20 protein-coding genes and 1 tRNA gene are annotated in these 22,458 nt (G+C 74.0%); 10 read left to right on the top strand and 11 right to left on the bottom strand.

Annotated elements, in window-relative coordinates:
* Positions 1 to 94: 94 nt before the first annotated feature.
* From B446_RS14830 to B446_RS14820, 3 genes are all read left to right on the top strand, one after another.
* Positions 95 to 952 carry an aspartate/glutamate racemase family protein gene (locus B446_RS14830; protein ID WP_020940261.1) on the top strand — a complete coding sequence of 286 codons (858 nt, stop codon included), beginning with the start codon at positions 95 to 97 and terminating at the stop codon, positions 950 to 952.
* Positions 949 to 1,680, top strand: a complete 732-nt coding sequence (locus tag B446_RS14825) for an aspartate/glutamate racemase family protein (RefSeq protein ID WP_020940260.1) — start codon at positions 949 to 951, stop codon at positions 1,678 to 1,680. The genes B446_RS14830 and B446_RS14825 overlap by 4 nt, the downstream gene beginning before the upstream one ends.
* A gap of 92 nt (positions 1,681 to 1,772) precedes the next feature.
* Positions 1,773 to 2,861: an LLM class flavin-dependent oxidoreductase gene (locus B446_RS14820; RefSeq protein WP_020940259.1), complete on the top strand. Its 1,089-nt coding sequence runs from the start codon at positions 1,773 to 1,775 to the stop codon at positions 2,859 to 2,861.
* Here B446_RS14820 and B446_RS14815 read toward each other — a convergent pair.
* Positions 2,840 to 4,645, bottom strand: coding sequence for a putative bifunctional diguanylate cyclase/phosphodiesterase (locus B446_RS14815; RefSeq protein WP_020940258.1), 1,806 nt, complete (start codon positions 4,643 to 4,645; stop codon positions 2,840 to 2,842). The two genes, B446_RS14820 and B446_RS14815, sit on opposite strands and share 22 nt — an antisense overlap.
* 365 nt (positions 4,646 to 5,010) lie before the next feature.
* On the opposite strand from B446_RS14815, the gene B446_RS14810 reads away from it, so the two are divergent.
* Positions 5,011 to 6,225, top strand: coding sequence for a M6 family metalloprotease domain-containing protein (locus tag B446_RS14810; RefSeq protein ID WP_052352285.1), 1,215 nt, complete (start codon positions 5,011 to 5,013; stop codon positions 6,223 to 6,225).
* Positions 6,226 to 6,355: 130 nt separating this feature from the next.
* Here B446_RS14810 and B446_RS14805 read toward each other — a convergent pair.
* The 7 genes from B446_RS14805 to B446_RS14780 all read right to left on the bottom strand — a co-directional run bounded on the left by B446_RS14805 (position 6,356) and on the right by B446_RS14780 (position 12,555).
* Positions 6,356 to 6,429, bottom strand: a tRNA-Lys gene (locus B446_RS14805).
* A complete protein-coding gene (locus tag B446_RS36455) occupies positions 6,420 to 6,995 on the bottom strand; it encodes a bifunctional DNA primase/polymerase (RefSeq protein ID WP_020940256.1) in 576 nt (191 codons plus the stop codon). Before B446_RS36455 ends, B446_RS14805 begins: the two co-directional genes overlap by 10 nt.
* A gap of 111 nt (positions 6,996 to 7,106) precedes the next feature.
* Complete coding sequence (locus B446_RS14800; protein WP_020940255.1) at positions 7,107 to 7,478, bottom strand: hypothetical protein; 372 nt, start codon at positions 7,476 to 7,478, stop codon at positions 7,107 to 7,109.
* 86 nt (positions 7,479 to 7,564) lie between these two features.
* A complete protein-coding gene (locus tag B446_RS14795; RefSeq protein WP_020940254.1) occupies positions 7,565 to 8,902 on the bottom strand; it encodes an AAA domain-containing protein in 1,338 nt (445 codons plus the stop codon).
* On the bottom strand, positions 8,899 to 10,536 hold the full coding sequence (locus B446_RS14790) for a hypothetical protein (RefSeq protein ID WP_020940253.1): 1,638 nt from the start codon (positions 10,534 to 10,536) through the stop codon (positions 8,899 to 8,901). Before B446_RS14790 ends, B446_RS14795 begins: the two co-directional genes overlap by 4 nt.
* Complete coding sequence (locus B446_RS14785) at positions 10,527 to 11,714, bottom strand: hypothetical protein (protein WP_020940252.1); 1,188 nt, start codon at positions 11,712 to 11,714, stop codon at positions 10,527 to 10,529. The genes B446_RS14790 and B446_RS14785 overlap by 10 nt, the downstream gene beginning before the upstream one ends.
* The gene (locus B446_RS14780; protein ID WP_020940251.1) at positions 11,611 to 12,555 is read right to left on the bottom strand and encodes a phosphatase PAP2 family protein; all 945 of its coding nucleotides are present in this window, start codon (positions 12,553 to 12,555) and stop codon (positions 11,611 to 11,613) included. The genes B446_RS14785 and B446_RS14780 overlap by 104 nt, the downstream gene beginning before the upstream one ends.
* A 206-nt stretch (positions 12,556 to 12,761) precedes the next feature.
* On the opposite strand from B446_RS14780, the gene B446_RS14775 reads away from it, so the two are divergent.
* Positions 12,762 to 13,358: a histidine phosphatase family protein gene (locus B446_RS14775; protein WP_020940250.1), complete on the top strand. Its 597-nt coding sequence runs from the start codon at positions 12,762 to 12,764 to the stop codon at positions 13,356 to 13,358.
* A 36-nt stretch (positions 13,359 to 13,394) separates the two neighbouring features.
* Here the strand turns inward: B446_RS14775 and B446_RS14770 are convergent, their stop codons facing one another.
* On the bottom strand, positions 13,395 to 14,885 hold the full coding sequence (locus B446_RS14770) for a hypothetical protein (RefSeq protein WP_020940249.1): 1,491 nt from the start codon (positions 14,883 to 14,885) through the stop codon (positions 13,395 to 13,397).
* Positions 14,886 to 15,145: 260 nt separating this feature from the next.
* Between B446_RS14770 and B446_RS14765 the strand changes: the two genes are divergently transcribed.
* Both B446_RS14765 and B446_RS14760 read left to right on the top strand, forming a co-directional pair.
* Positions 15,146 to 15,565, top strand: a complete 420-nt coding sequence (locus B446_RS14765; protein ID WP_193384461.1) for a hypothetical protein — start codon at positions 15,146 to 15,148, stop codon at positions 15,563 to 15,565.
* A 34-nt stretch (positions 15,566 to 15,599) separates the two neighbouring features.
* The gene (locus B446_RS14760; protein WP_020940247.1) at positions 15,600 to 16,469 is read left to right on the top strand and encodes a spermidine synthase; all 870 of its coding nucleotides are present in this window, start codon (positions 15,600 to 15,602) and stop codon (positions 16,467 to 16,469) included.
* 24 nt (positions 16,470 to 16,493) lie between these two features.
* Here the strand turns inward: B446_RS14760 and B446_RS14755 are convergent, their stop codons facing one another.
* The gene (locus B446_RS14755; protein ID WP_020940246.1) at positions 16,494 to 17,009 is read right to left on the bottom strand and encodes a hypothetical protein; all 516 of its coding nucleotides are present in this window, start codon (positions 17,007 to 17,009) and stop codon (positions 16,494 to 16,496) included.
* Between the two features lie 98 nt (positions 17,010 to 17,107).
* Here B446_RS14755 and B446_RS14750 point away from each other — a divergent pair, with 98 nt between their 5' ends.
* The 3 genes from B446_RS14750 to B446_RS14740 all read left to right on the top strand — a co-directional run bounded on the left by B446_RS14750 (position 17,108) and on the right by B446_RS14740 (position 20,857).
* A complete protein-coding gene (locus B446_RS14750) occupies positions 17,108 to 17,827 on the top strand; it encodes a response regulator transcription factor (protein ID WP_043475619.1) in 720 nt (239 codons plus the stop codon).
* Positions 17,824 to 19,200: a sensor histidine kinase gene (locus tag B446_RS14745; protein ID WP_020940244.1), complete on the top strand. Its 1,377-nt coding sequence runs from the start codon at positions 17,824 to 17,826 to the stop codon at positions 19,198 to 19,200. The genes B446_RS14750 and B446_RS14745 overlap by 4 nt, the downstream gene beginning before the upstream one ends.
* Positions 19,201 to 19,378: 178 nt before the next feature.
* Positions 19,379 to 20,857 (top strand): cellulose binding domain-containing protein, encoded by a 1,479-nt coding sequence (locus B446_RS14740; RefSeq protein WP_020940243.1) that lies wholly within the window; start codon positions 19,379 to 19,381, stop codon positions 20,855 to 20,857.
* 137 nt (positions 20,858 to 20,994) lie between these two features.
* Here the strand turns inward: B446_RS14740 and B446_RS14735 are convergent, their stop codons facing one another.
* Positions 20,995 to 22,425 carry a GH1 family beta-glucosidase gene (locus tag B446_RS14735; RefSeq protein WP_043475616.1) on the bottom strand — a complete coding sequence of 477 codons (1,431 nt, stop codon included), beginning with the start codon at positions 22,423 to 22,425 and terminating at the stop codon, positions 20,995 to 20,997.
* Between the last annotated feature and the right edge of the window lie 33 nt (positions 22,426 to 22,458).

Genomic DNA, 22,458 nt, shown 5'->3' with positions numbered 1-22,458 from the left:
CGGATTGACCACGCTCGCACCCGAACCTACCTTCGTCAACACGGGCGTACGACGACCCTTCCCTCGTCTCCCAGCGTGAGGCCGGTGCCTTGCCATGGACGTCTCCTTCCTCGGTGGTCCCCGCCCTCAGCGGGGTGTCGGTGTCGTGGCCCCCTTCGACTTCGCCCTCGACCGCGAGCTGTGGCGCTGGGTCCCGGACGAGGTGTCCCTGCATCTGACCCGGACCCCGTTCGTGCCGGTGGAGGTGAGCCTGGACCTGGCCCGGCTGGTCAGCGAGCACCGGACGCTCGGCGCGGCGGTGCGGGCCCTGAGCGCCGTCGCGCCCGAGGTCGTCGCCTACGCGTGCACGTCCGGCAGCTTCGTCGACGGGATCGCGGGCGAGCGGGCCATGTGCGCGGCGATGACCGCGGCCGGCGCGCTGCCCTCGGTGACCACCTCCGGCGCGCTGCTGGAGGCGCTGGCCGAGCTGCGGGTGCGCAGGGTGGCCCTCGTCACCCCCTACACGGTGTCCGTCACCCGGGCCCTGGAGCAGTACGTCGCCGAGGCCGGGGTGCGGGTCACCGGCCGCGCCCACATGGGGCTCACCCGGCACATCTGGCGGGTTCCGTACCGGGAGGTGGTCGCCATGGCCCGGCGCGCGGTCCGTCCCGGCCGGGCCGACGCCCTGTTCATCTCCTGCACCAACCTGGCGACGTACGACGTCATCCCCCAACTGGAGGCGGAACTGCGCATCCCCGTGATCTCGGCCAACCAGGTCACGATGTGGGCGGCGCTGCGCCGGCTGGGTACCCGAGCCGTGGGGCCCTACCAGGCGCTGCTGGACGAAGCCGCGCGTGACTGGCCCCCACTGCCGGAAGAGACGCACGATCCGCACGACACGCAGGACCCGCACGAGACACAGAAGACACAGAAGACGCAGAGAACGAAGGAACACGGAGAAGGGCTGACATGACTGCACTGGGCTTCCTCTATCCGGGCCACTCCGGCGAGGACGACTATCCGCGCATCGAGCAGCTCCTGGGCAGCGACATCCGCCTGGACGTGGTGCACACCGACATCGGTGAGGACGCGCACCGGGTGGACGCGCTGCGCGAGATGGGCTCGGCCGAGCGGCTCGCCGAGGGCATGGAGGGGCTGCGGCTGGCCGGGGCCGACACGGTGGTGTGGGCCTGCACCAGCGGCAGCTTCGTGTACGGCTGGGAGGGCGCCCAGGAACAGGTGCGGAACCTGGCCCGGCTGGGCGGGATGCCCGCCTCCTCGACGTCCTTCGCCTTCGTCCACGCGGCCCGGGAGCTGGGTGTCCGCCGGGTCGCCGTGGGTGCGACCTACCCCGAGGACGTGGCCGCCCTGTTCGCGGACTTCCTGCGGGCGGGCGGTCTCGAGGTGGTCGCGACGCGCTCGTCCGGGATCGTGACGGCGGCGGAGGTCGGGACGTGGGGCGAGGAGGAGGTGCTGACGCTGGCCCGGTCCGCGGACGGCCCGGACGCGGAGGCGGTGCTGCTGCCGGACACCGCGCTGCACACGGCCGCCCACCTGTCCCTGCTGGAGAAGTCGCTGTCGAAGCCGGTGCTCACCGCGAACCAGGTGTCGGTCTGGGAGGGGCTGCGGCTCGCCGACCGGCGGGTGAACGCGCCGACGCTCGGCGCTCTGTTCACCCGGGAGCCCCTGGTCCAGGCCTGAGCCGGCCCCGGGGAATAAACGGAGACAGCCTCCTGTTGTCCGGCCGTACGACAGCGCACGACCGTCCACGGCCACAACAGGAGGCACCCACCGTGTCGGCAGACGAGATCAGGGGCACGACGCACGGGACCGCCCCCGTCCCCCTCTCCGTACTGGACCTGGTGACCGTCGGCGCGGGCAGCACCGCCACCGACGCGCTGCGCACCAGCGTGGCGCTGTCCCGGCTCGCCGAGTCGCGCGGCTTCCACCGGTACTGGGTGGCCGAGCACCACTCCATGCCCGGCGTCGCCTCCTCCTCGCCCGCCGTGATCCTCGCCCACCTCGCCGCGCACACCGACCGCATCCGGCTCGGCTCCGGCGGCGTCATGCTGCCCAACCACGCCCCGCTGGTCATCGCCGAGCAGTTCGGCACGCTGGAGGCGATGGCGCCCGGGCGGATCGACCTCGGCCTCGGTCGGGCGCCCGGCACCGACGGCGCCACGGCCGCCGCGCTGCGCCGCACCGACACCCTGAACGAGGGCGCCGACGATTTCCCGCAGCAGCTCGCCGAACTCACCCGCTTCCTCGACGACGACTTCCCCGACGGGCACCCCTACCGGCGCATCCACGCGATCCCCGGCCCGGTGCAGGGCAGCACCCCCGGCGGGCTCCAGTCCCCGCACCGTCCGCCGGTCTGGCTGCTCGGCTCCTCCGGCTTCAGCGCCCGGCTGGCCGGCCTGCTCGGGCTGCCCTTCGCCTTCGCGCACCACTTCTCCGCGCAGAACACCGTCCCGGCGCTGGATCTGTACCGGCAGACCTTCCGGCCCTCCGAGGTGCTGGACGCGCCCTACGCCGTCATCGGCGTCTCCGCCCTCGCCATGGACGACGAGCGGGAGGCCCGGCGCCAGGTGAAGGCAGCCGCGCTGAACATGCTCCGGCTGCGCACCGGCCGCCCGGGTCTCTTCCCCGACCCGGACGAGGCCGAGAAGTACGAGTTCAGCCCGATGGAGGAGGACTTCGTGGCCTCCTGGACCGGCAACATCGTGCACGGCACCGCCGACGAGGTCCGCTCCGGCCTCGACGCCCTGCGCGAGCGCACCGGCGCCGACGAGCTGATGCTCACCTCGCACGCCCACCGCGGCGAGCAGCGGCTGCGCTCCTACGAACTGATCGCCGACGCCTACGGCTTGCCGACCGCGTAGGTCCGGTCGCCCAGCAGCTCGGAGATACGATCCGGCGGCACCGGACGGGAGTACAGCCAGCCCTGCCCGGTGTCGCAGCCGATCCGGCGCAGCCGGGTGGCCTGCGCCGAGGTCTCCACGCACTCCGCCGTCACCGTCAGCCCGAGCCGGTGGGCGAGCTGGATCATCGCCTCCACGATCACCTCGTCGGCCGGGTTCGGCGGCACGCCCTTGGCCGCCTCCTCGTACTGGAAACCGCGCACGAAGGAGCCGTCGAGCTTCAGGACCTTCACCGGCAGCCGGCTCAGATAGGCCAGGTTCGAGTAGCCGGTGCCGAAGTCGTCGATCGCGATGCGCACCCCCATGTCGCTGAGGGCCTGCAGGGCCTGGAGCGGACGCCCCGCCGAGCCCATCACGGCCGACTCGGTCAGCTCCAGCTGGAGCAGGTGCGGGGCGAGCCCGGTCTCGGCGAGCGTCTCGGCCACGTCCGCGACCAGATCCGAGTCCCAGACCTGGCGCACGGCGACGTTGACGCTGACGAAGATCGGCGCTTCACCGGGCCGGTCGAGCTGCCAGCGGCGGGCCTGCCGGCAGGCGGTCACGAGCGCCCAGCGGCCGAGCTGGACGATCGAACCGTCCTCCTCGGCCAGTCCGATGAACCGATTCGGCGTCAGTGTGCCGAACTGGGGGTGATTCCAGCGGATCAACGCCTCGACCCCGCTGAGCCGTCCGTCCTCCATGCCGACCAACGGCTGGTACTCCAGGGCGAATTCGCCGCGCTCGATGGCGGGGCGCAGGGTGGAGGAGAGCGCCTGACGGGTGATCCGGTGCGCGTTGCGCTCCGGGTCGAACAGCGTCCAGCGGCCCTTGCCGTCCGCCTTCGCCCAGTACAGCGTCGTGTCCGCCGCCTGCATCAGACCGGTGGCGGTGGTGCCGGCCGCGTGCCGTTCCACGACACCGATGGAGGCGGTGAGCGACAGCCGCTGCCCGGCCAGGTCGAAGGGCTCCTCCAGCGCCTTCAGCGCGGACTCGGCGAGGTCGGCGACCTGCTCGGTGCCCGTGGAGTCCTCGACCAGCAGGGCGAACTCGTCGCCGCCGAGCCGGGCCACCAGCGGGGTGCCGGCGCGGGCGTACCCGGCCTCGTCGGCGACCCGGGTCAGCCGCTCGGCGACGGCCGCGAGCAGCCGGTCGCCGACCCGGTGGCCGAGGGTGTCGTTGACCGCCTTGAAGCCGTCCACGTCCAGGTAGCACAGCCCGATCCGGCCGGTGCCGGTCTGCTCGTACGACTCCGCCTCCAGCGCGGCCGAGAGACGCTCGAAGAACAGGGTGCGGTTGGGCAGCCGGGTCACCGGGTCGTGCATCTGCAAGTGCCGCAGTCGCGCCTGGAGTTCGCGGCGCGCGCTGACGTCGGCGACCGACAGCAGGACACCGGGACCACCGCCCGCCAGCGGGGCGACGGTGATCTGCGCCCACACCGCGTGCCCCTCGGGGTGCTTCAGCCGGCGGGTGCAGCGCAGCGTGGCTTCCCGGCCGCTCAGCACCTCGCGGTAGGCGTGCCAGGTCCGGGTGTCGGAGGCCAGGTCCACCAGGTCGGCGGCGGGCCGCCCGGCCAACGCGCCCGGGTCGGCGCCGAGGAGCTCGCCGAAGGCGGCGTTGGCGCTGACGACGAGGCCCTCGGCGTCGACGACGGCCATGGAGAGCGGGGCGGCCGCGAAGACACGGTGGTAGGTGTGTTGGTCACTGTCTGTGACGGCTGACCGGTCGAGGTCTGCCGCGGGCGTCGGCCCTTCGGACGTTCCGCTCACCGCTCGCTCCCGCAGTGCACTCGATCTCTGTCCGTGCCGGAAAGTGTGCCGATCATAGAGGCTGGCCCCGGGGCCTTCCAGCCACTCGTCAGTGTCCCGGACGAACCACAGGTTCTGACAGATCGTTTCTGCCCGCACCTGGACGGGTTCTTCAGCCCCCCGACCAGTTGTGACGTTCCGTGAATGTTTCGGGGTGTCGATGGCTGATGTACGCCGGAGCGCAAACGGGCGTACTCACCCTTCTGGTTCAGGCAAACAGGACGAATGCCAATGAAATCCCACAGTCTGGATGCGGTGTCCCGCGAACCGCATCCGGAGGTCCTTCCGTGCCCAAGCTGCGCAGCACCGCCGCCGTGGCCACCACGATGTCGGCGCTCGCCGCGACCTCGATCCTCACCGGCCCGTCGGTCGCCGAGCCCTTCTCGACGGTCCCGTGCGCCCTGCACCGCACCGAGGCCCACCACTCCGAGGGCGTGGACACCTGGAACGCCGGCTACACCCGCCCGGCCGGCACGCTCGACGCCGTCATGATCTTCCTGTCGTTCCCGGACGCCACGCCCCGCACCACCCCGGCCGAGCTGGCGGCCGACCACTTCCCGGCCACCAGCCGCTATTTCGAACAGGCTTCCTACGGCAGGTTCACCCTGCGCCCGCACCCGCTGCGGCACTGGCTGCGCATGCCGCGCCCGTCGACCGCGTACGCCATAAGGCGCGACTGGGGCGCGGACGACCGCGCCGCCTACCTGCGGGACGCCTTCGCCGCCGCCGACCGGGAGGTGGACTTCTCCCGCTACCAGGTCGTCTACTTCGTGGCCGACCCGGACGCGCCCGGTGTCGACTCGGACGCGACGAAGGTCGTCAACCTCGACACCCCCGTGCACGTGGACGACACGGACGTGCGGCGGGTCGTCACGGTGTTCGAGAAGCATCCGCCCGACCGTCTGGTCCTGGCTCATGAGACCGGCCATGTCTTCGACCTCCCCGACCTGTATCACCGCCCGGTCGACGGCAAGGGCGACTGGGACACCTATGTCGGCGACTGGGACCTGATGGGCAGCCAGTTCGGACTTTCCCCGGATCTGTTCGCCTGGCACAAGTGGAGGCTGGGATGGCTGGATCCGCGCCAGGTGGTGTGTGTGCGGGGGGCGGGTCCCACCCGGCTGACCCTGGAGCCGCTGGCCGCCGGTCCGGGCGTCCCGGTGCAGGGCGCGGCCGGTGCCCCGGCCTTCGGTCTCGGGCACGGCGTCAAGCTGGCGGTCGTGCGCACGGGCCCCGACAGCGCCCTGGCCTTCGAGGCGCGCGGCTCGGCGGGCAACGACCGTGCGGCCTGCCGGCAGGGCGTCCTGGTGTACCGGGTGAAGGGCGGCGCGGAGTCCGGTGGTGGCCCGATCCAGGTGGTGGACGCGCATCCGCGCACGGAGGCGTGCTGGGAGAACTCCGTCTACCCGCCGCTGGCCGACGCCCCGGTCGCGCTGGGCGAGAGTTTCACGGTCCCGGGAACCCGGGTGAGGGTCGAGGTGGAGAACCGCACCACCTCAGGAGCCTGGACCGTCAAGATCACCCCGACCCTCACGGGCTGACCGGCAGACCGGCCTCGGCCGAATGGGGGTGTGGGTGGCGAAGCCCCCACAACGCGCGGCGAAGCCGCGCGGAAACAGAGATGGCGAGGAGGTTCGCTCTTTACGCGAACACGCCTCGCCATCGTCATCGTGCGCCGCCAGGGACTCGAACCCCGGACCCGCTGATTAAGAGTCAGCTGCTCTAACCAACTGAGCTAGCGGCGCCTGCTGACGTCGTAGACCTTAGCATCATGGTCGGCGGGAGGAAAAATCGAAATCCGTACGGCCGCGCGGGCCGCCCGTACGGCCGCCCACAGCATGACCTCGGGCCCGGGCAGCCAGGGGTGACGGGTGTCGGGGGCGACCAGCCAGCGGCAGCCGCCCGTGGCCGGGGAGCCGCCGGAGTCGAGCGCCGGGACGGTCACCGCGTCCCCCGTGCCGTGGCAGAACAGGGACGGCACCGCGTCCGCCCGCTGGGACCCCCACTCCTCCCAGGCCATCAGCGACGGCAGCCGCTGGGCCGTGCCGGGGGCGGCGAACAGGAGCGTGCGTCCCCGGACCACCGCGACCGGGCCCGAACCGGGCCCGTCGTCCCACAGCCGGTCCAGCATGCGGCGCCCGAACACCGCCGGGGCGCTGATCACGTCGAAGACGGTGCCGCAGGGCAGGACCAGCGGCGCGTCCGGGCGCTCCCGCCACAGGGCGAGCGTGCTTCGCGGATACGTTCCTGCCGAGGCGAGCCAGGCGGCCCCGTCGGAGGTGACGCGGGTGACGTGCGGAGTGCTGCTCATGCCGACTACATCTACCGGCAGTGAGCGGCCGGTTCTCCTGTGTTGCGGAAATTCGGGACGGGAGGGGGAAGAGGGGAGTATCTTGCCCGCCTGGCATATGCCAGGCGAAGGTCAGACCGGATCGACGGGCGTCCGGCCCTCCGTGTCGACCCCCCGCATCAGATCCCTGCCGAACTCCACCATCTTCTTCGCGTAGTCCTCGGTCCACTCCGCCCGCTCGGCGATGTCCGCCGCGGTCAGCCGGTCGAACCGGCGCGGGTCGGCGAGCTGGGCCGCGGCGACGGCCTGGAACTCCACCGCCCGGTCGGCCGCCGCGCGGAACGCCTGGGTCAGCTCCGTGGCCCGGGTCAGCAGCTCCCGCGGATCGTCGATCGACTCCAGGTCGAAGAAGTGCTCCGCGTCGCCCGCCGCCTCCGCGGGCTCGAAGAGCAGGGGCGCGGGGCGTCGCCGCGGTTCGTGCCGACGCGGCGTGGGCTCCGGCATGTCTTCATCTCCTCCTCGTACGGTTCCGTGGCCCGCCGCCTCGCGGCGGGCCACCGTCCATTGTCTCGCGCGGGCGCAAGGGGACGTCAGGGCCGCCAGCCGACCCGGTGCTCCGCCAGATGCGCCAGCACCGCGTGGTTGGCCTCCCACCCGTCCGGGAACTTCACCAGCGTGCCCAGCTGGACCGGTTCCGTGGACGGGTAGGCGTCCAGCAGGTCGCCCACCCCGGCGCGGCAGACCACGATGCAGGCGTGCCGGTGGCGCGAGGCCAGGACGCACAGCCGGCCGGTCTCCAGGTGGAAGGCGGTGGCGTCGGGGCGGCCGGACAGCGGGTGCAGGACCACCGTGACGTCGTACTCCCGGCCCTGGAGGCGGTTGGCGGTGTCGACCGTCACGTCGGACACGCCCAGGTCGGCCAGGGCCGCCCGGACCGCCGCCGCCTGGTCGCGGTGGGCCGTGCCCACCGCGACGCGGTCCGCCGTGAGCGGGGCCGGGTCCGGCGAGCGCTCGGAGACCGCCGCGCCGCCCCGGTCCAGCAGCCGGCGCACGACCGCCGCCACCGCCCGCACCGCCTCCGGGTCCGTGCGCGGGGTGTGCCGGGCGGGCAGCTCCAGCAGGCCCCAGCCGGACGCCGCCGCCTCGTCGATCACCCGGTCGGGGCCCGAACCGTCGGAGGGCACGGCGAAGGCCAGCCGGCGGTCGCCGTGGCCGGTACCGCTGCGGAACGGGGTGTACGGGTAGAAGGCGTCCGAGACCAGCGGGGCCGCGGACGCGGGCAGCCGCCAGGAGACCGGCAGCCGGTGCTGCGGGAGCCCGGGGTTGTGGGCCAGCAGCGTGGTGACGGCGGAGGCCGAGGGGTCGTACGACAGGCCCGCCCACTGTTCGCTGCCCACGATCGCGAACGGGTCGAGCTGCCCCGGGTCACCCACGAACAGCGCCCGCTCGAACAGGCCGGCGACGGCCAGCAGCGAGTCCGAGCGCATCTGGTACGCCTCGTCGACGATCGCGTGCCGCCACGGCTCGTCCACCTTGACGTGCGCCCACTTCGCCGCGGTGGACAGCACCACCGGCAGCCCGGCCAGCTCGGCCGCCTTGGCCGACGTACGCACCCCGGGCCGCTCGTCCAGCGCCTTGTCGTACGCGTCCGCGTCGCTGCTGTGCAGCCGGCCGACGGGCAGGTCGGGCGCCTTGTCGGCGAGCCGCAGCACCAGGTCGTCGACCTGGGCGTTGGTCTGCGCCACCACCATCAGCGGCCGGCCCGCCCCGGCCAGCTCCAGCGCCGCGCGGACCACCAGCGTGGACTTGCCAGCCCCGGGCGGGGAGTCCACGACCACACCCCGCTCGGTGCCGTGCAGGGTGTCGCCGAGGATCGCGTCGGTGGCGCGTGCCGCCGCCTCCGCGGGGTCGAATCCGGTCGTCGTCACAGGAGGTCCTCCCCGGTCACCGCGTCGGGCGCCTCCGGCACCGCCTCGCCCGGCGGGCCGCCGTGCGTCCACGGCGTCTCCTCCGGATCGGGCAGCTTCGCGCCGCCGCGCTGCTCGTGCTCGAAGAGCGTGAAGCAGACCGCGTCGCCCTTCTCCGGCACCGAGCCGGCCTCGGGCTCCTTGCCCCGGCCCATCTTGTCCACGATCCGCAGCACCAGCAGGCCCTCCTCCGGGTCGCCCGCGTGACCGGCGAACTCCGCCGCCTGCGGCCTGCCGCCCAGCGAGCGGTACACCTTCGCGCGCTCCGCCAGATGCGGCCGGTCGTCCGTGCGGACCGTCACCAGCGGGCGCGGGCTGGGCCGCTTCCCCTCGCTGTACGCCATGACGACGTCGACGACCTCACCCGCGAACGCCTCGCCGGCCAGCCGCCGCTCCGCCATCACCAGCGGGTCGTCCAGCGCCTCTTGCGCTTCCAGACGGGCCTGCTCGCGCTCGCGCGTGGCCAGCTTGTTCGCCGCCGTCACCGCGTCGTCGCGGCGCGGCTGCGGGGGCTCGCCCGCCAGCACCCGGTCACGGTGGCCGGTGAACGACCAGCGGTCCCGCGTCCAGCGCTCCTCGACGTGCCCGCCCTCCGGCAGCCCCCGCAGCAGGTCGAGGCCCCGCCACACCGCGTCCCAGGTGGGCCGCGTCCGGCTCGCGACCAGATCACGGATCCGCTGCTCGGCGTCGGTGAGCGCGGCCAGCCGGTCGTCCGCCTCCAGGGCGTCCTCGGCCGAGGCCAGCGCGGTACGGGCACGGTCGTAGCGCTCGATGGCCGGGGCCAGAAGCCCGTTGTCGAACGCCGGGTCGGTGGCCGGTCCGGCCGGCGGGCACAGCAGCTGGCCCTCGGCGTCCCGCGCGAGTTCCGCCCGGCGTGCCGCCTCGGCCCCGGTGCCCCGTCCGGCGCCGCCCGGGTCCCGCTGTCCGGGGACGGTCGCCGGCGGGGTGTCGATCCAGGCGAGCAGGGCGCCCAGGTGCTGGTCCTCAAGACCCGACTGGCCGGTCGCCCAGTGCCGGGACAGCAGATCGGTGAGGGCCACCAGCAGGGAGGAGCCCGGAACCCGGGCCCGTTCGCCGTAGTGGGTCAGCCAGCGGCCGAGCAGCGGCACATGGGGCGGTGCCGGGTGCGGTGCCTCCGGGTCCTGCTCGGCCGTCCGGCGAAAGCGCATCGAGCGCCCGAGCAGCCGCACGTAGTCCAGGCCCGCGCGGCTCGGCACGATCAGCTGGGGCGCGTCCGCGCACAGCTCGACCTCGACCTTGACCCGCTTGCCGGTCTCCGGATCGGTCTCGGTGCGCTCGGCCGCCTCGACGTCGCGCGCGTAGGAGTCGATGTACGGCAGCACGACGCCGGCCAGTTCGGCGAGGAACGCGAACCGCAGGTCGCGGTCGCGGGGCTGCGGCACGACCAGCAGCCGCGGCGTGTCCCGGTCGGTGCCGACCAGTGCGCCGAGCGGGGCGCCCGCCTCACCGGCGGTGGTGAGCGGCACGAACACCAGGGGGCCGTCCGACAGGTGCCGGTGGCGGACGGTCGCGGCGGGCTGGGCCCGCCCGGTGCTGACGGCCTCGAGCCGGGCGAGGGTGGCGATCAGGGACAAGGAGCCACCTCCCGGGCGTGCGCCAGGGCCTGCGCGCGCAGGGCGGCCGCCCGGCGCAGCGCCGCCACCGCCGGGTCGTCGGGGTCGCCGCTCTCGCCGCGGGCCGCGGCGAGCACGTCCTCGACCGTGGCCAGCCCGCCCAGTTCGGCCCGCAGCGGACGGCCGAGCGGGGTCACCGCACCGGCCTGCCGGGAGCGCTCCCGGCAGTGGAAGGCCAGTTCGCAGGCGGCCAGGCAGTCGGGCGCGTACGACGCCGGGACCGCCTCGACCGCCGCCGTCAGCTCCTCGGCCGAGCGGTCCGGCGCGAAGCAGGTGCCCTCGGGCAGGGCGGCGGCGATCTCCTCCACGCGAGTGAGCCGGGCCAGCTGGCGGGCGGTGACCGCGCGCTGCTTGCGCACGTCGACGGCGGACGCCGTGGGCAGGTTGGAGAAGTCCTTCGGGCACACCAGCAGCACCCGGTGGCGCACCGCGGGGGCGGGGTCGAGACGGGCCGCGACCTCCTCCAGGGCCAGTACGTACACCGCCGACTGCCGGGCGGCCGCGCCCACCTTCGCCGGGTCGGCGAAGCCGTCGAGCATCGGGAAGGACTTGATCTCCACGACCGTCCAGCCGCCGTCCGGGTGCACCACCACCGCGTCCGGCTCCAGGAACGCGAGCGAGCCCGCCACGTCCAGCGCCAGCATCGGGTGGTCGAGCAGCGTCCAGCCGCCCGCCCGCACGGCCTCGCGCAGCGCCAGCGCCGTCCGGGCCGTGCGGCCCTCGGGGCCGGGCGCGGACAGGTCGGGGACCGCCGCGCCCGCGGGCGGCTCGGCACCCGGGTCGAGGCGGGAGTGCACCAGGCGCAGCAGCTCCGCGCCGCCGTCGGCCTTCACCTTGGCCTCGAACGCGTTGCCCCGGGTCAGCGCGAACTGCGACTGCCCGAAGCCCGACGGCGCGCCCAGCGCGCTCGCCAGGGCCGCCTTGTCCACCCCGGCGCCGTCCAGGATCGCCCGTCTGCGGCACCCGGGGTTGGCGGCGAGCGCCGCGAGGGCGCGCGCGTCCAGGGCCTTGGCGGGTACGTCGGGACCGCGCAGTTCAGCGAGCCGGTGCCGGAGTCCCGTCCCCCGCGTCTCGGGGGGCGGCGTCCGGTTCGGCCGCGGACGCGAGCCGCGACTCGCGCTGCCGTGGAATTCGCTCACCCGCGGAAGTCTGGCATCCGTCACTGACAATCGGGGAAACCGCGTCCGCCGGGGCCGGTGCGGCAGCGGTGACCAGGCGGGCCCGGAGCAGATCCGCCACCCGCATCACACGCGGCGCGAGCAGCAGGCCCACACCCATCACGGCCACGCCCGCCACGGCGTCCAGGAAGTAGTGGTTGGCGGTGCCCATGACCACCAGGGCGGTCAGCAGCGGGTAAGCCACCGCGCCCACCTTGGTCAGGCGCGTGCCGCCGAAGCGCCACAGCATGATGCCGCACCACAGCGCCCAGCCGACGTGCAGGCTCGGCATCGCCGCGTACTGGTTGGTCATGCCGCCCATGCCGCGCGGCGCGCTGGCCTCACCGCCCCACCAGCCGTACGAGCTGTAGTGGGCCATCGTGTCCACGAAGCCGTGGCCGGCGGACAGCAGCCGCGGCGGGCAGGTGGGCAGCAGGGTGAAGCCGATCAGGCCGAAGAAGGTGGACGTCATCAGCCAGGTGCGGGCCGCCCGGTAGTGCTCGGCGCGGACCCGGAACAGCCAGACCAGCACGGCGGGCGTGACCACGTAGTGCAGCGAGGCGTACCAGAAGTCGGCCGGCACACCGAGCCACGGCTCGCGTGTGAACAGCCGGTTGAGCGGGTGCTCGGCGTCGAGGTGCAGGGCCTGCTCGAACCGCAGGATCGCCAGGCCGTGGTCGACGGCGGAGGAGACGTCGCCGCGGGCCAGGAGACGGCCGGCCGTGTAGCAGCCGTAGACCAGCAGGATCAGGGGCAGCTCGGTCCACCAGCGCAGCCGGGTCCGCGGGGCCACCTCGGTGCCCGGTGTCTCGGTCTGCGCCATCCGATCGCCCTCCCCCTTCTGCTGTGCGCCCCGGCGGGCGACCGTGCCACCTTACGGTGTCCGCATCCCGGCCGTGCGGCCGCTTCAGCACTCAAAGACGCCGACACCGCCCGGCGGGTTGCCCGTGCCCCGGGTGAGCGATGATGGAGGTATCCCGCCTCTCGCCCCCCGGCGCCGCCCGGCGTCCGGCTCCGGAAAGGTCTCCCATGGCACCGCGCATCCTGCTGGCCCGGCACGGACAGACGGAATGGTCGCTGTCCGGCAAGCACACCGGCAGGACCGACGTACCGCTCCTGGAGGAGGGCCGTCGCGGGGCCAAGCTGCTCGGCGAACGGCTGCACCGGGCGCCGTTCGAGGGGCTGCCCGGGGTCGAGGTGCGCACCAGTCCGCTGGTCCGCGCGCGCGAGACATGCGAACTGGCCGGGTTCGGCGAGCGTGCCGCGACCTGGGACACGCTCATGGAGTGGGACTACGGCTCCTACGAGGGCATGACCCCGGCCGAGATACAGGCGGTGCGGCCGGGCTGGCTGATCTGGCGGGACGGCGTCCCCGGCGGCGAGAGCCTCGCCGACGTCACCGCGCGCGCGGACGAGGTCGTGGCGTGGGCCCGCTCGGCCGACCGAGACGTGCTGGTCTTCGCCCACGGGCACATCCTGCGGTCCATCGGCGCGCGGTGGCTCGGGCTGCCACTGGACTTCGCGGCCCGCGTCCGGCTCAACCCGACCTCACTGTCCGTGCTCGGCTGGGCGTACGGGGAGCCGGCGATCGAGAGCTGGAACGACCTGGGGCACCTGGCGGCCTGACCGGCCGCCCGCGCCGGTCCGCCGTGCCCCGGTCCGCTACGCCCGCCCGGTCCTCGGCAGGGAGGCGTGCCGGTCGAGGAACTCCGACACCCCGGACGCCCGCCGGTGCGGCAGCAGCACCCGGGCCGTCCCGGCCAGCATCGTCTGGATGCGGGAGGACTGGACCTGGTCCAGCAGGCCGAGCACGCGCAGCGCCGCCTGCGCCGCCTCGTCGGGGCGGCCCTCACGGGCCAGGTCGTCGGCGAGTTCGGCGGTGTACAGGGCGATGTTGCGGGTGAAGTGGGGGTCCTGGAGGTCTGCCGCGCGGCGGGCGTGCCGGGACGCGCGCCGCCAGTCGCCCAGCGTCGACCAGCACTGCGCCTCCAGGCCCTCCAGCTCGGCCTCTCCGTAGAAGCTCATCCACTCGGGGTCGGCGTCCGAGTGGCCCCGCTCGAAGAGTGCCTGCGCGCGGGCCAGCGCCTGTTCGCAGCCCGCGCGGTCGGCGAGCCCGGCCCAGCCGCCGGCCTCGCGCAGCGCGAGCAGGGACATCAGCCGGGCGGAGCCCAGCGGGCGGCCGGCGCGCTGGGCGGCCTGCGCGGCGCGCACCGCCTCGCGGGGGCGGCCGGTGTCCCGGGCCAGGAACGCGGTGTTGCAGAAGGCGTGGGCCTCCAGGCCCGGGTCGCCGGTCATGCGGGCGGTCGCGAGCGCCTCCGCGTAGTGCGAGCGCGCGTCGTCGAAGCGGCCGGAGTCATGGGCCAGCCAGCCCACGGAGATGGCCAGTTCACCGGCGCCGGAGTGGAGCCGGTCGGCGGTCGCCAGCCGGGTCGCGCCGGCGTCCAGCAGCGCGTAGGCCGCGCGCAGCGGGGCCGCCGCGCGGCGGTAGAGGCCGTCGGCGCCGTGCCGGTCGTCGAGCAGCCGGATGCGGCGGACGGCCTCCTCCAGCACGGTCGCCTCGGAGCTCCCGGCGCGGCGGGCCGGGCGGACCGCCGCCACGGCGTCGGTGGCGAGCCCCAGCGGGCTCAGCGTGGCGGCGGCCACCGTGGCGCCTCCGCCGGTCATGAATGCGCGACGCAGCACGTCGCTCTCCTCGTGGTTCAGGGGGTCGTTCTCGTACGGTTCGTACGGTTCGTCAGGGTCATGCGGGTCGTACGGGTCCTGCGGGTCGTACCGGTGGTCCTCCGTGTCGTACGGCTCGTGCGCCCCTCGCGTCTCAGCGGTGCCGGACGTCCCGGGCGGGTCGGCGGCCGTGCGCGCCGAGCGTCCGCGGACGGACGAGCGCGGCGCGAAGCCGAGGTCGGTGAGCGTGCGGCCGGGGAACATGTGCAGGAACACCCGCTCGTACGCGTAGTTGGGGCAACGGATCTCACCCGCCTCGACCCTGCCGACGTAGCGTGCGTCACAGCTCACCCGCTCGCCGATCTCCCGCGCGGCCCGCCGCACCAGCGCGGCGAACTCGGCCGGTGAGCGCCGGCCGCGCAGCTGCCGGAAGGCGAGGTTCGGCCGGGATGGCCGTTCGGGCTGTGACGAGGTCTCGGTTGACGACGCCATGGCCGGTCCTCTCGTGCGAACCGTCGAACCAAGCCGGATCCGGGGTGGATTCGGGCTGAGTTGTCCTGGGACACCCTGGTTCCGGCGAGCAAGAACGTACCGGCTGTGTCGGACCCGCCACGCAGTGTTTGGCTACAAACCGGATATCTCATCCACGATCTGCCATGAACTGCCATCCTTTGCGGCGCACATGCGCCGTAGCCGTTGACGCGCTCACGCGTTGAACCACGTGGACTGCAACAGGCGTGGTGGAGGCCGGCATGGAGACCAGCCAGAGCAACGATCCCCGTACGACGGAGACGCCGGGTACGGTGCTGTCGCCGACGGCCCGGGACGAGGCGTGCGACCTGGTGACGGTTCCGGTCCGGCAGGGCCTGGAGGCCGTCGACATCCTGCGCCGCGGGGCGGGGGAGACGGTCGGGCCCGTGCTGCACGACGGCGGGTGCGACACCCTCGGCTTCGTGGTGCCCGCCGGCACCGCCGCCTGCTGGGACGTGCCGGGCAGCACCTGCACGGAGACGAACGGGCGCGGGCTGCGGCTGCACCCGGAGGCGCCGGCGGAGGACTCGGGCTGGCTGCTGCCGCCCGGCGAGGCCGATCCGGCGACCGACCCGGTGGTGCTGCGCCGGGCCCTCGGGGAGGCGGCCCGGCTGATCGAGGCGGCCGACAACTGCCGGTGACGCACCCGCCCGGGCGGGCTGCGAAAATGGACGGATGGGCAGGTCGAGAAACACCCGGCGCGGGCCGTCCGCCGCCGAGGCCGTGGTGGAACCGGTCGACGGCGGGCTCGCGCAGCTCATACCCGACCCGGACCGCCGCCGGGCCTGGACGCTGCTGATCGACGGGGCGCCCCAGTCGCACGTCGACCTCGACGACCCGGCCCACCTGTCCTTCGAGTACCAGCGCCGTCTCGGCCATGTCATCGACCTCGTCGCCCCGCCCGGCAAGCCGGTGCACGCGGTGCACCTCGGCGGCGGCGCCCTCACCCTCGCCCGGTACGTCGCCGCCACCCGGCCCCGCTCCACCCAGCAGGTCGTCGAGCGGGACGCCGCCCTCGTCCAACTGGTGCGCCGCGCACTGCCGCTGGACGCGAACGCGCGGATACGGGTGCGGTCGGCCGACGCCCGCGAAGGACTGGCCAAGGTGCCGGACGGCTGGGCCGACCTGGTCATCGCCGACGTCTTCAGCGGCGCCCGGACCCCCGCCCACCTCACCTCCACCGAGTTCCTCGACGAGGTCCGCCGGGCCCTGAAGCCCTCCGGTGTCTACGCGGCCAACCTCGCCGACGGCCCCCCGCTCGCCCACCTGCGCGGCCAGATCGCCACCGCCGCCGCCCGCTTCCCGGAGCTGGCCCTGATCGCGGACCCGGCCGTGCTGCGCGGCAAACGCTTCGGCAACGCCGTCCTGGCCGCCTGCGACCTCCCGCTCCCGCTGGCCGAACTCACCCGCCGCGCCGCCTCCGACCCGCACCCGGCCCGGGTCGAACACGGCAGACAACTCACCGACTTCACCGGCGGCGCCGCACCCGTGACGGACGCGGCGGCGGTGGCCTCGCCGGCCCCGCCGCCCTCGGTCTTCCGCTGACCGCGCCGCGCCCCCGGGGACCGGTCAGTACGTCCCGACGTCCACGTGCGGCGGCCCGTCGTGCCAGGCGCAGAACACCGACACCCGGTCCGCGCCCCGGCTGAACTCCACCCGGATCCACGTCTCCGTCTTCCACACCTGCATCGACCAGCCGGTCCCGGGGGTGGCGGAGACCAGCGTGGCGCTCGCCGTGCCCAGGTCGAAGACCGCCCGGCCGCCGGCGGTGTCGTAGGGCTTGATCCGGCCCGGCGCGTTGGTGGCGCCGGCGGACGGCGACGGACCGGCGGAGCGGGCCGGGGTGTGCGAGGGCGCCGGCGCCGGTGGCCTGCTCGACGGGCTCCTCGACGGTGCCGGCCGCGCCGACGGCGACCGGAGCGGCCCGGAACGCTGCGTGGTCGCGCCGGCCGACGTGATCGGCAGGGCGCGCGGCGGGTCGTACGCCGTCCCGGCCATCACCGTGTGCACGCCCCACCACGACAGCGTGACCGCCGCGCCCGTCGCGAGCAGCCAAGCCAGAACGTGTACGAGTCCTCTGTGCATCGCGGGCCATACTGCCTCAGGGGGACCGGCGTTCGCACGCGTCCCGAGTTGTCCACAGGCGCCGGACCGAGCGCGCCGCATGGCGTACGGTGCGGCGCATGGCAAGTGTGCTCGTGGTCGAGGACGACCAGTTCGTACGCTCGGCGCTCATCCGGCATCTGACCGACGCCGCGCACACCGTGCGCAGCGTCGGCACCGCGCTGGAGGCGCTGCGCGAGGCCGCCCACTTCCGGTTCGACGTGGTCATCCTGGACCTCGGACTGCCCGACCTGGACGGCTCCGAGGCGCTGAAGATGCTCCGCGGCATCACGGACGTACCGGTGATCATCGCCACCGCGCGGGACGACGAGACGGAGATCGTCCGGCTGCTCAACGCCGGGGCGGACGACTACCTGACCAAGCCGTTCTCGGTCGAGCACCTCTCGGCGCGGATCGCGGCCGTGCTGCGCCGGGCCCGCTCGGCCGGCGGCGAGCCCCCGCCCACGCCCGTCATCCGCGTCGGCGGGCTGACCGTGGACCCGCTGCGCCGCCAGGCCGAACTGGACGGCGTACGGCTCGACCTGACGCGCCGCGAGTTCGACCTGCTCGCCTTCCTCGCCGGCCGTCCCGGTGTCGTCGTCCCGCGCCGGGAACTGCTCGCCGAGGTCTGGCAGCAGTCCTACGGCGACGACCAGACCATCGACGTCCATCTGTCCTGGCTGCGCCGGAAGCTCGGCGAGACGGCCGCCCGGCCGCGCTATCTGCACACGCTCCGGGGGGTCGGCGTGAAGCTCGAACCGCCCGTTCCCGCCGACGGGGGAGGGGAGCCGCCGAGATGAGATGGGCCCTGGTCAAGGTGTGTCTGGCGGTCACCACGATGGTCGTGGTCGCCTTCGCCGTTCCGCTCGGCCTCGTCGTCAAGGAGATGGCCCGCGACCGTGCCTTCTCCAACGCCGAGCGGGAGGCGGCCGCGGTCGCCCCCGCGCTCTCCATCACCACCGAACGGGACGAGCTGGAGCGGGTGGTGGCCTCCGCGGGCGCGGACTCCGGCATGGCCGTGCACCTGCCCGCCGCCGACGGCCGGGCCGCGCTCGACCTCGGCCGGCGGCGCGCCGCCGAGCGGGACATCGAGGCCGTGCGCAGGCTCGGCCGTGCCTCCACCAGCTCCGTGAGCGGCGGCTCCACGCTGCTGCAGCCGGTCGCGCTCGGCTCCGGCGCGATCGCGGTCGTCGAGGTGTACGTCCCCGAGTCCGAGGTGAGCAACGGCGTGGGCACCGCCTGGGCGGTGCTGGCCGCCGTCGGACTCGCCCTGATCGTCGGCTCGGTCGCGGTCGCCGACCGGCTCGGGGTGCGCATGGTGCGGCCCGCGCAGCGGCTGGCCGAGGGCGCCCACGAACTGGGCGAGGGCCGGCTCGGCGCCCGGGTGCCGGAGGACGGCCCGTCCGAACTGCGGCTCGCGGCGGTCGCGTTCAACTCCATGGCCGACCAGGTGGTGCAACTCCTCGCCAACGAGCGGGAACTGGCCGCCGACCTGTCGCACCGGCTGCGCACCCCGCTGACCGTGCTGCGGCTCAACGCGGCCTCCCTGGGCGCCGGGCCCGCCGCCGAGCAGACCCGGACCGCCGTCGCCCAGCTGGAACGGGAGGTCGACACCATCATCCGCACGGCCCGGGAGGCCAAGCCGCAGACCGCGGCGGCCGGACCCGGCGCCGGGTGCGACGCGGCGGCGGTGGTGCGCGAACGCATGGAGTTCTGGTCCGCGCTCGCCGAGGACGAGGGCCGCAAGTGGCGGGTGGCCGGTGTGGAGCGGCCGGTGCGCGTACCCGTGGCCCGCGCCGACCTGGCCGCCGCCCTCGACGCGCTGCTCGGCAACGTGTTCCGGCACACCGCTGAGGGCACCGCCTTCGCCGTCGACGTGCACAACGGCGAGGACGCGGTGATCGTGCTGGTCTCCGACGCGGGCCCCGGCATAGCCGACCCGGTGGCGGCGATGGCGCGCGGCCGCGGCTCCGGCAGCGCGGGTTCGACCGGGCTCGGCCTCGACATCGTGCGCCGGCTCGCCGAGTCCACCGGCGGGGACGTCCGCATCGGCTCCTCGGTGCTGGGCGGCACCGAGGTGCGGATCTGGTTCCAGCTCGACGGCCGCAAGCCGGCCGGCCGGGGACACCGGGGGAGCGTGCGCCGGCGCAGGCGCCCGGCGGGGGTCGGCTGACCCCGTCAGCGTGCCCGCGATCCCGCTCGGTGGTCTCGACCTTTAACCGTCCCCGATCCCTTCCTTAAGCGCACCCTAAGATCCTCGGCCACTGTCCCGATCAAGCCGTTTGTCGTATTCCCGCTCGCTAGCGTGCTGCCGCACCCCACCCCCGTGAACAGCGAAAGCAGGCACGCGCATGAGCACCCACCGGCGCAGGATCAGTGGCAGGAACAAGGCGATCGGCGGCCTGGTGGCGGCGGCCGTGGTCGGTGGCGGCGCGCTCCTGCTGACCGGTACGGCGAACGCGGCCGGGGCGAACGCGGCCTACACCAGGACCAGCGACTGGTCGACCGGCTACACCGCGCAGTACGTCGTCACCAACAACAGCGGCCAGACGGAGAAGACGTGGACGCTGGAGTTCGACCTCCCGTCCGGCGCCAGGCTCAGCTCGCTGTGGAACGGCGACTCGGCCGTCAGCGGTCAGCACGTCACCGTGAAGTCCGCGAAGTGGGACACCGACGGCCTGGCGCCGGGCAAGTCGGTCACCGTCGGCTTCGTGGTCAGCGGCAGCGGCGACCCGACGGGCTGCCGGATCGACGGCACGCAGTGTTCCGCCGACGGCGGCGCCACCCCCGAGCCCAGCGGCCGCCCGACCCAGACCCAGTCGCCGTCCCCGACCCCCACCAGGACGGCCACCCCCACCCCCACCAAGAGCACGACCCCCACCCCCACGCAGAGCGCCACCCCCACCCCCACCGGCGGCACCGGCACCGGCAGCACCGCCTCGGCGGGCTTCGCCCCGTACGTCGACACCTCCCTGTACCCGGCCTTCGACCTGCTGGCCTCGGCCGACGCGACCGGCGTGAAGAACTACAACCTCGCCTTCGTCACCGACGGCGGGGGCTGCACCCCCAAGTGGGGCGGTGTCACCGACCTGACCGGCGACGGCGTGGCCGCGCAGATCGGCGCCCTGCGCGCCAAGGGCGGTGACGTCCGGGTCTCCTTCGGCGGCGCCTCCGGCTCGGAGCTGGCCACCACCTGCTCCTCCGTGGACGCGCTGGCGGCGGCCTACGGCAAGGCCGTCGACGCCTTCAAGCTGACCAAGGTCGACTTCGACGTCGAGGGGGGCGCGCTGCCCGACAAGGCCGCCAACACGCGCCGGGCGCAGGCCATAGCCAAGCTCCAGGCCCAGCACCCGGGCCTGGACGTCTCCTTCACCCTCCCGGTGATGCCCGAGGGCCTGACCCAGGACGGCGTGAACCTCCTGTCCGACGCCAAGTCCAACGGGGTGAAGATCAACACGGTCAACATCATGGCGATGGACTACGGCGCCTCCTACAACGGCGACATGGGCACCTACGCCGAGCAGGCGGCGACCGCCACCCAGGCCCAGGTCAAGAGCGTGCTCGGGCTGTCGGACTCCGCCGCCTGGAAGACGGTCGCGGTCACCCCGATGATCGGCGTCAACGACGTCTCCTCCGAGGTCTTCAAGGTCGACGACGCCACCCAGCTCGTGACCTTCGCCAAGTCCAAGGGCCTGGGCGGGCTCTCCATGTGGTCCGCGACGCGTGACAAGCAGTGCGACGGCGGCACCAAGCCCACCGCCGACGCGACCTGCAGCTCCGTCGCCCAGGACCGGTTCGCGTTCTCGAAGGCCTTCGGCGCCTTCAACTGACCCGCGCGGGGCCGGAGCACGGCTCCGAGCCACGGAACCGGACCACGCGACGGAAACACGCGACGGAAGCAGGGTGCGGCACCCACGGGGGGGTGCCGCACCCTGTTCCTTCCTCCTCGGGCCGGCCGGGACCGGTGTCAGACGGTCGTGCCCACGCCGGGCAGCACGCCCGTCCGCGCCGCCTCGCCGTACCACCGGGCGCTCGACTTCGGCGTGCGCTCCAGCGTCCGGTAGTCCACGTACACCGCGCCGAACCGCTTGCTGTAGCCGTAGGCCCACTCGAAGTTGTCCATCAGCGACCACAGGTAGTACCCGCGCACGTCGGCGCCGTCGGCGATGGCACGGCGGACCGCCGCCAGATGGCCGTGCAGGTAGGCGATGCGCTCCGGGTCGTGCACCCGGCCGTCCGCGTCCGGCTTGTCGTCGTAGGCGGCGCCGTTCTCGGTGATGTAGAGGGGCAGGCCCGGGGCCTCCCGGGTGTAGCGCATGATCAGCTCGTGCAGACCGGTCGGGTCGATCGTCCAGCCCATCTCCGTGCGCTCGCCCGGGGTCTGGTGGAAGAGCACGTCCTCCGCGGCCGGCCAGGAGGAGTGCTCGCTGGCGCCGTGGCCGTCCGCCCGCGGGCCCCCGGCCTTCCCGGTGCCCGCCGACACCAGCGACGGCGTGTAGTAGTTCAGGCCGAGCGCGTCCAGCGGCGCCTTGATCGTGCGCAGGTCGCCGTCGAGGACGTACGACCAGTCGGTGACCGACGCCGTCGAGGCGAACAGGGTCTCGGGGTAGGCGCCCCGCAGCAGCGGGCCGTGGAAGACCCCGTTGGCCAGGTCGTCGATCCGCCGGGCCGCGTCCAGGTCGGCCGGGTCCTGCGAGAGGGGCCGTACGACACTGGAGTTGAGGCTGATGGCGACCTGGCTGCGGGCCGGCGTCGCCGAGCGCAGCGCGGTCGCGCCCAGGCCGTGCGCCAGGTTGAGGTGGTGGGCCGCGCGCAGGGAGGCCGCCGGGTCGGTGCGGCCGGGGGCGTGCACACCGGAGCCGTAGCCCAGGAAGGCGCTGCACCAGGGCTCGTTCAGAGTGATCCAGTTGTCCACCCGGTCGCCCAGCGCCTCGCCGACCAGCCGCGCGTACTCCGCGAACCGGTAGGCGGTGTCCCGCTCGGGCCAGCCGCCCGCGTCCTCCAGCTCCTGCGGCAGGTCCCAGTGGTAGAGGGTGACCGCCGGCTTGATGCCGCGTTCGAGCAGCTCGTCCACCAGGCGGCGGTAGAAGTCCAGGCCCACCTGGACCGCCGGGCCCCGGCCGGTCGGCTGCACCCGGGACCAGGAGACGGAGAAGCGGTAGGCGTTCAGGCCCAGGTCCGCCATCAGCGCCACGTCGTCGCGGTAGCGGTGGTAGTGGTCGACAGCGATGTCACCGGTGTCACCACCGATGGTCCTGCCGGGCGTATGGCTGAAGGTGTCCCAGATCGAGGGGGTGCGGCCGTCCTCCCGCACCGCCCCCTCGATCTGGTACGCGGAGGTGGCCGCGCCCCAGAGGAAGGCGGGAGGAAAGGTCACAGAGGATACGGAATCAGGCATGGAAGCGCTCCCAAAGAGGTCGTGAAGACCGGC

Source organism: Streptomyces collinus Tu 365, assembly GCF_000444875.1.
Classification (GTDB): Bacteria; Actinomycetota; Actinomycetes; order Streptomycetales; family Streptomycetaceae; genus Streptomyces; species Streptomyces collinus_A.
The sequence above is the reverse complement of the archived record's forward strand: the minus strand, read 5'-3'. Positions and strand labels throughout refer to the sequence as shown.

Coding starts and splice junctions, on each gene's coding strand:
- B446_RS14735 (WP_043475616.1), bottom strand. CDS start 22,425: ATGCCTGATTCCGTATCCTCTGTGACCTTTCCTCCCGCCTTCCTCTGG.
- B446_RS14800 (WP_020940255.1), bottom strand. CDS start 7,478: ATGCCGGAGCCCACGCCGCGTCGGCACGAACCGCGGCGACGCCCCGCG.
- B446_RS14740 (WP_020940243.1), top strand. CDS start 19,379: ATGAGCACCCACCGGCGCAGGATCAGTGGCAGGAACAAGGCGATCGGC.
- B446_RS14755 (WP_020940246.1), bottom strand. CDS start 17,009: ATGCACAGAGGACTCGTACACGTTCTGGCTTGGCTGCTCGCGACGGGC.
- B446_RS14810 (WP_052352285.1), top strand. CDS start 5,011: ATGTCGGCGCTCGCCGCGACCTCGATCCTCACCGGCCCGTCGGTCGCC.
- B446_RS14825 (WP_020940260.1), top strand. CDS start 949: ATGACTGCACTGGGCTTCCTCTATCCGGGCCACTCCGGCGAGGACGAC.
- B446_RS14765 (WP_193384461.1), top strand. CDS start 15,146: ATGGAGACCAGCCAGAGCAACGATCCCCGTACGACGGAGACGCCGGGT.
- B446_RS14780 (WP_020940251.1), bottom strand. CDS start 12,555: ATGGCGCAGACCGAGACACCGGGCACCGAGGTGGCCCCGCGGACCCGG.
- B446_RS36455 (WP_020940256.1), bottom strand. CDS start 6,995: ATGAGCAGCACTCCGCACGTCACCCGCGTCACCTCCGACGGGGCCGCC.
- B446_RS14770 (WP_020940249.1), bottom strand. CDS start 14,885: ATGGCGTCGTCAACCGAGACCTCGTCACAGCCCGAACGGCCATCCCGG.
- B446_RS14760 (WP_020940247.1), top strand. CDS start 15,600: ATGGGCAGGTCGAGAAACACCCGGCGCGGGCCGTCCGCCGCCGAGGCC.
- B446_RS14750 (WP_043475619.1), top strand. CDS start 17,108: ATGGCAAGTGTGCTCGTGGTCGAGGACGACCAGTTCGTACGCTCGGCG.
- B446_RS14830 (WP_020940261.1), top strand. CDS start 95: ATGGACGTCTCCTTCCTCGGTGGTCCCCGCCCTCAGCGGGGTGTCGGT.
- B446_RS14745 (WP_020940244.1), top strand. CDS start 17,824: ATGAGATGGGCCCTGGTCAAGGTGTGTCTGGCGGTCACCACGATGGTC.
- B446_RS14775 (WP_020940250.1), top strand. CDS start 12,762: ATGGCACCGCGCATCCTGCTGGCCCGGCACGGACAGACGGAATGGTCG.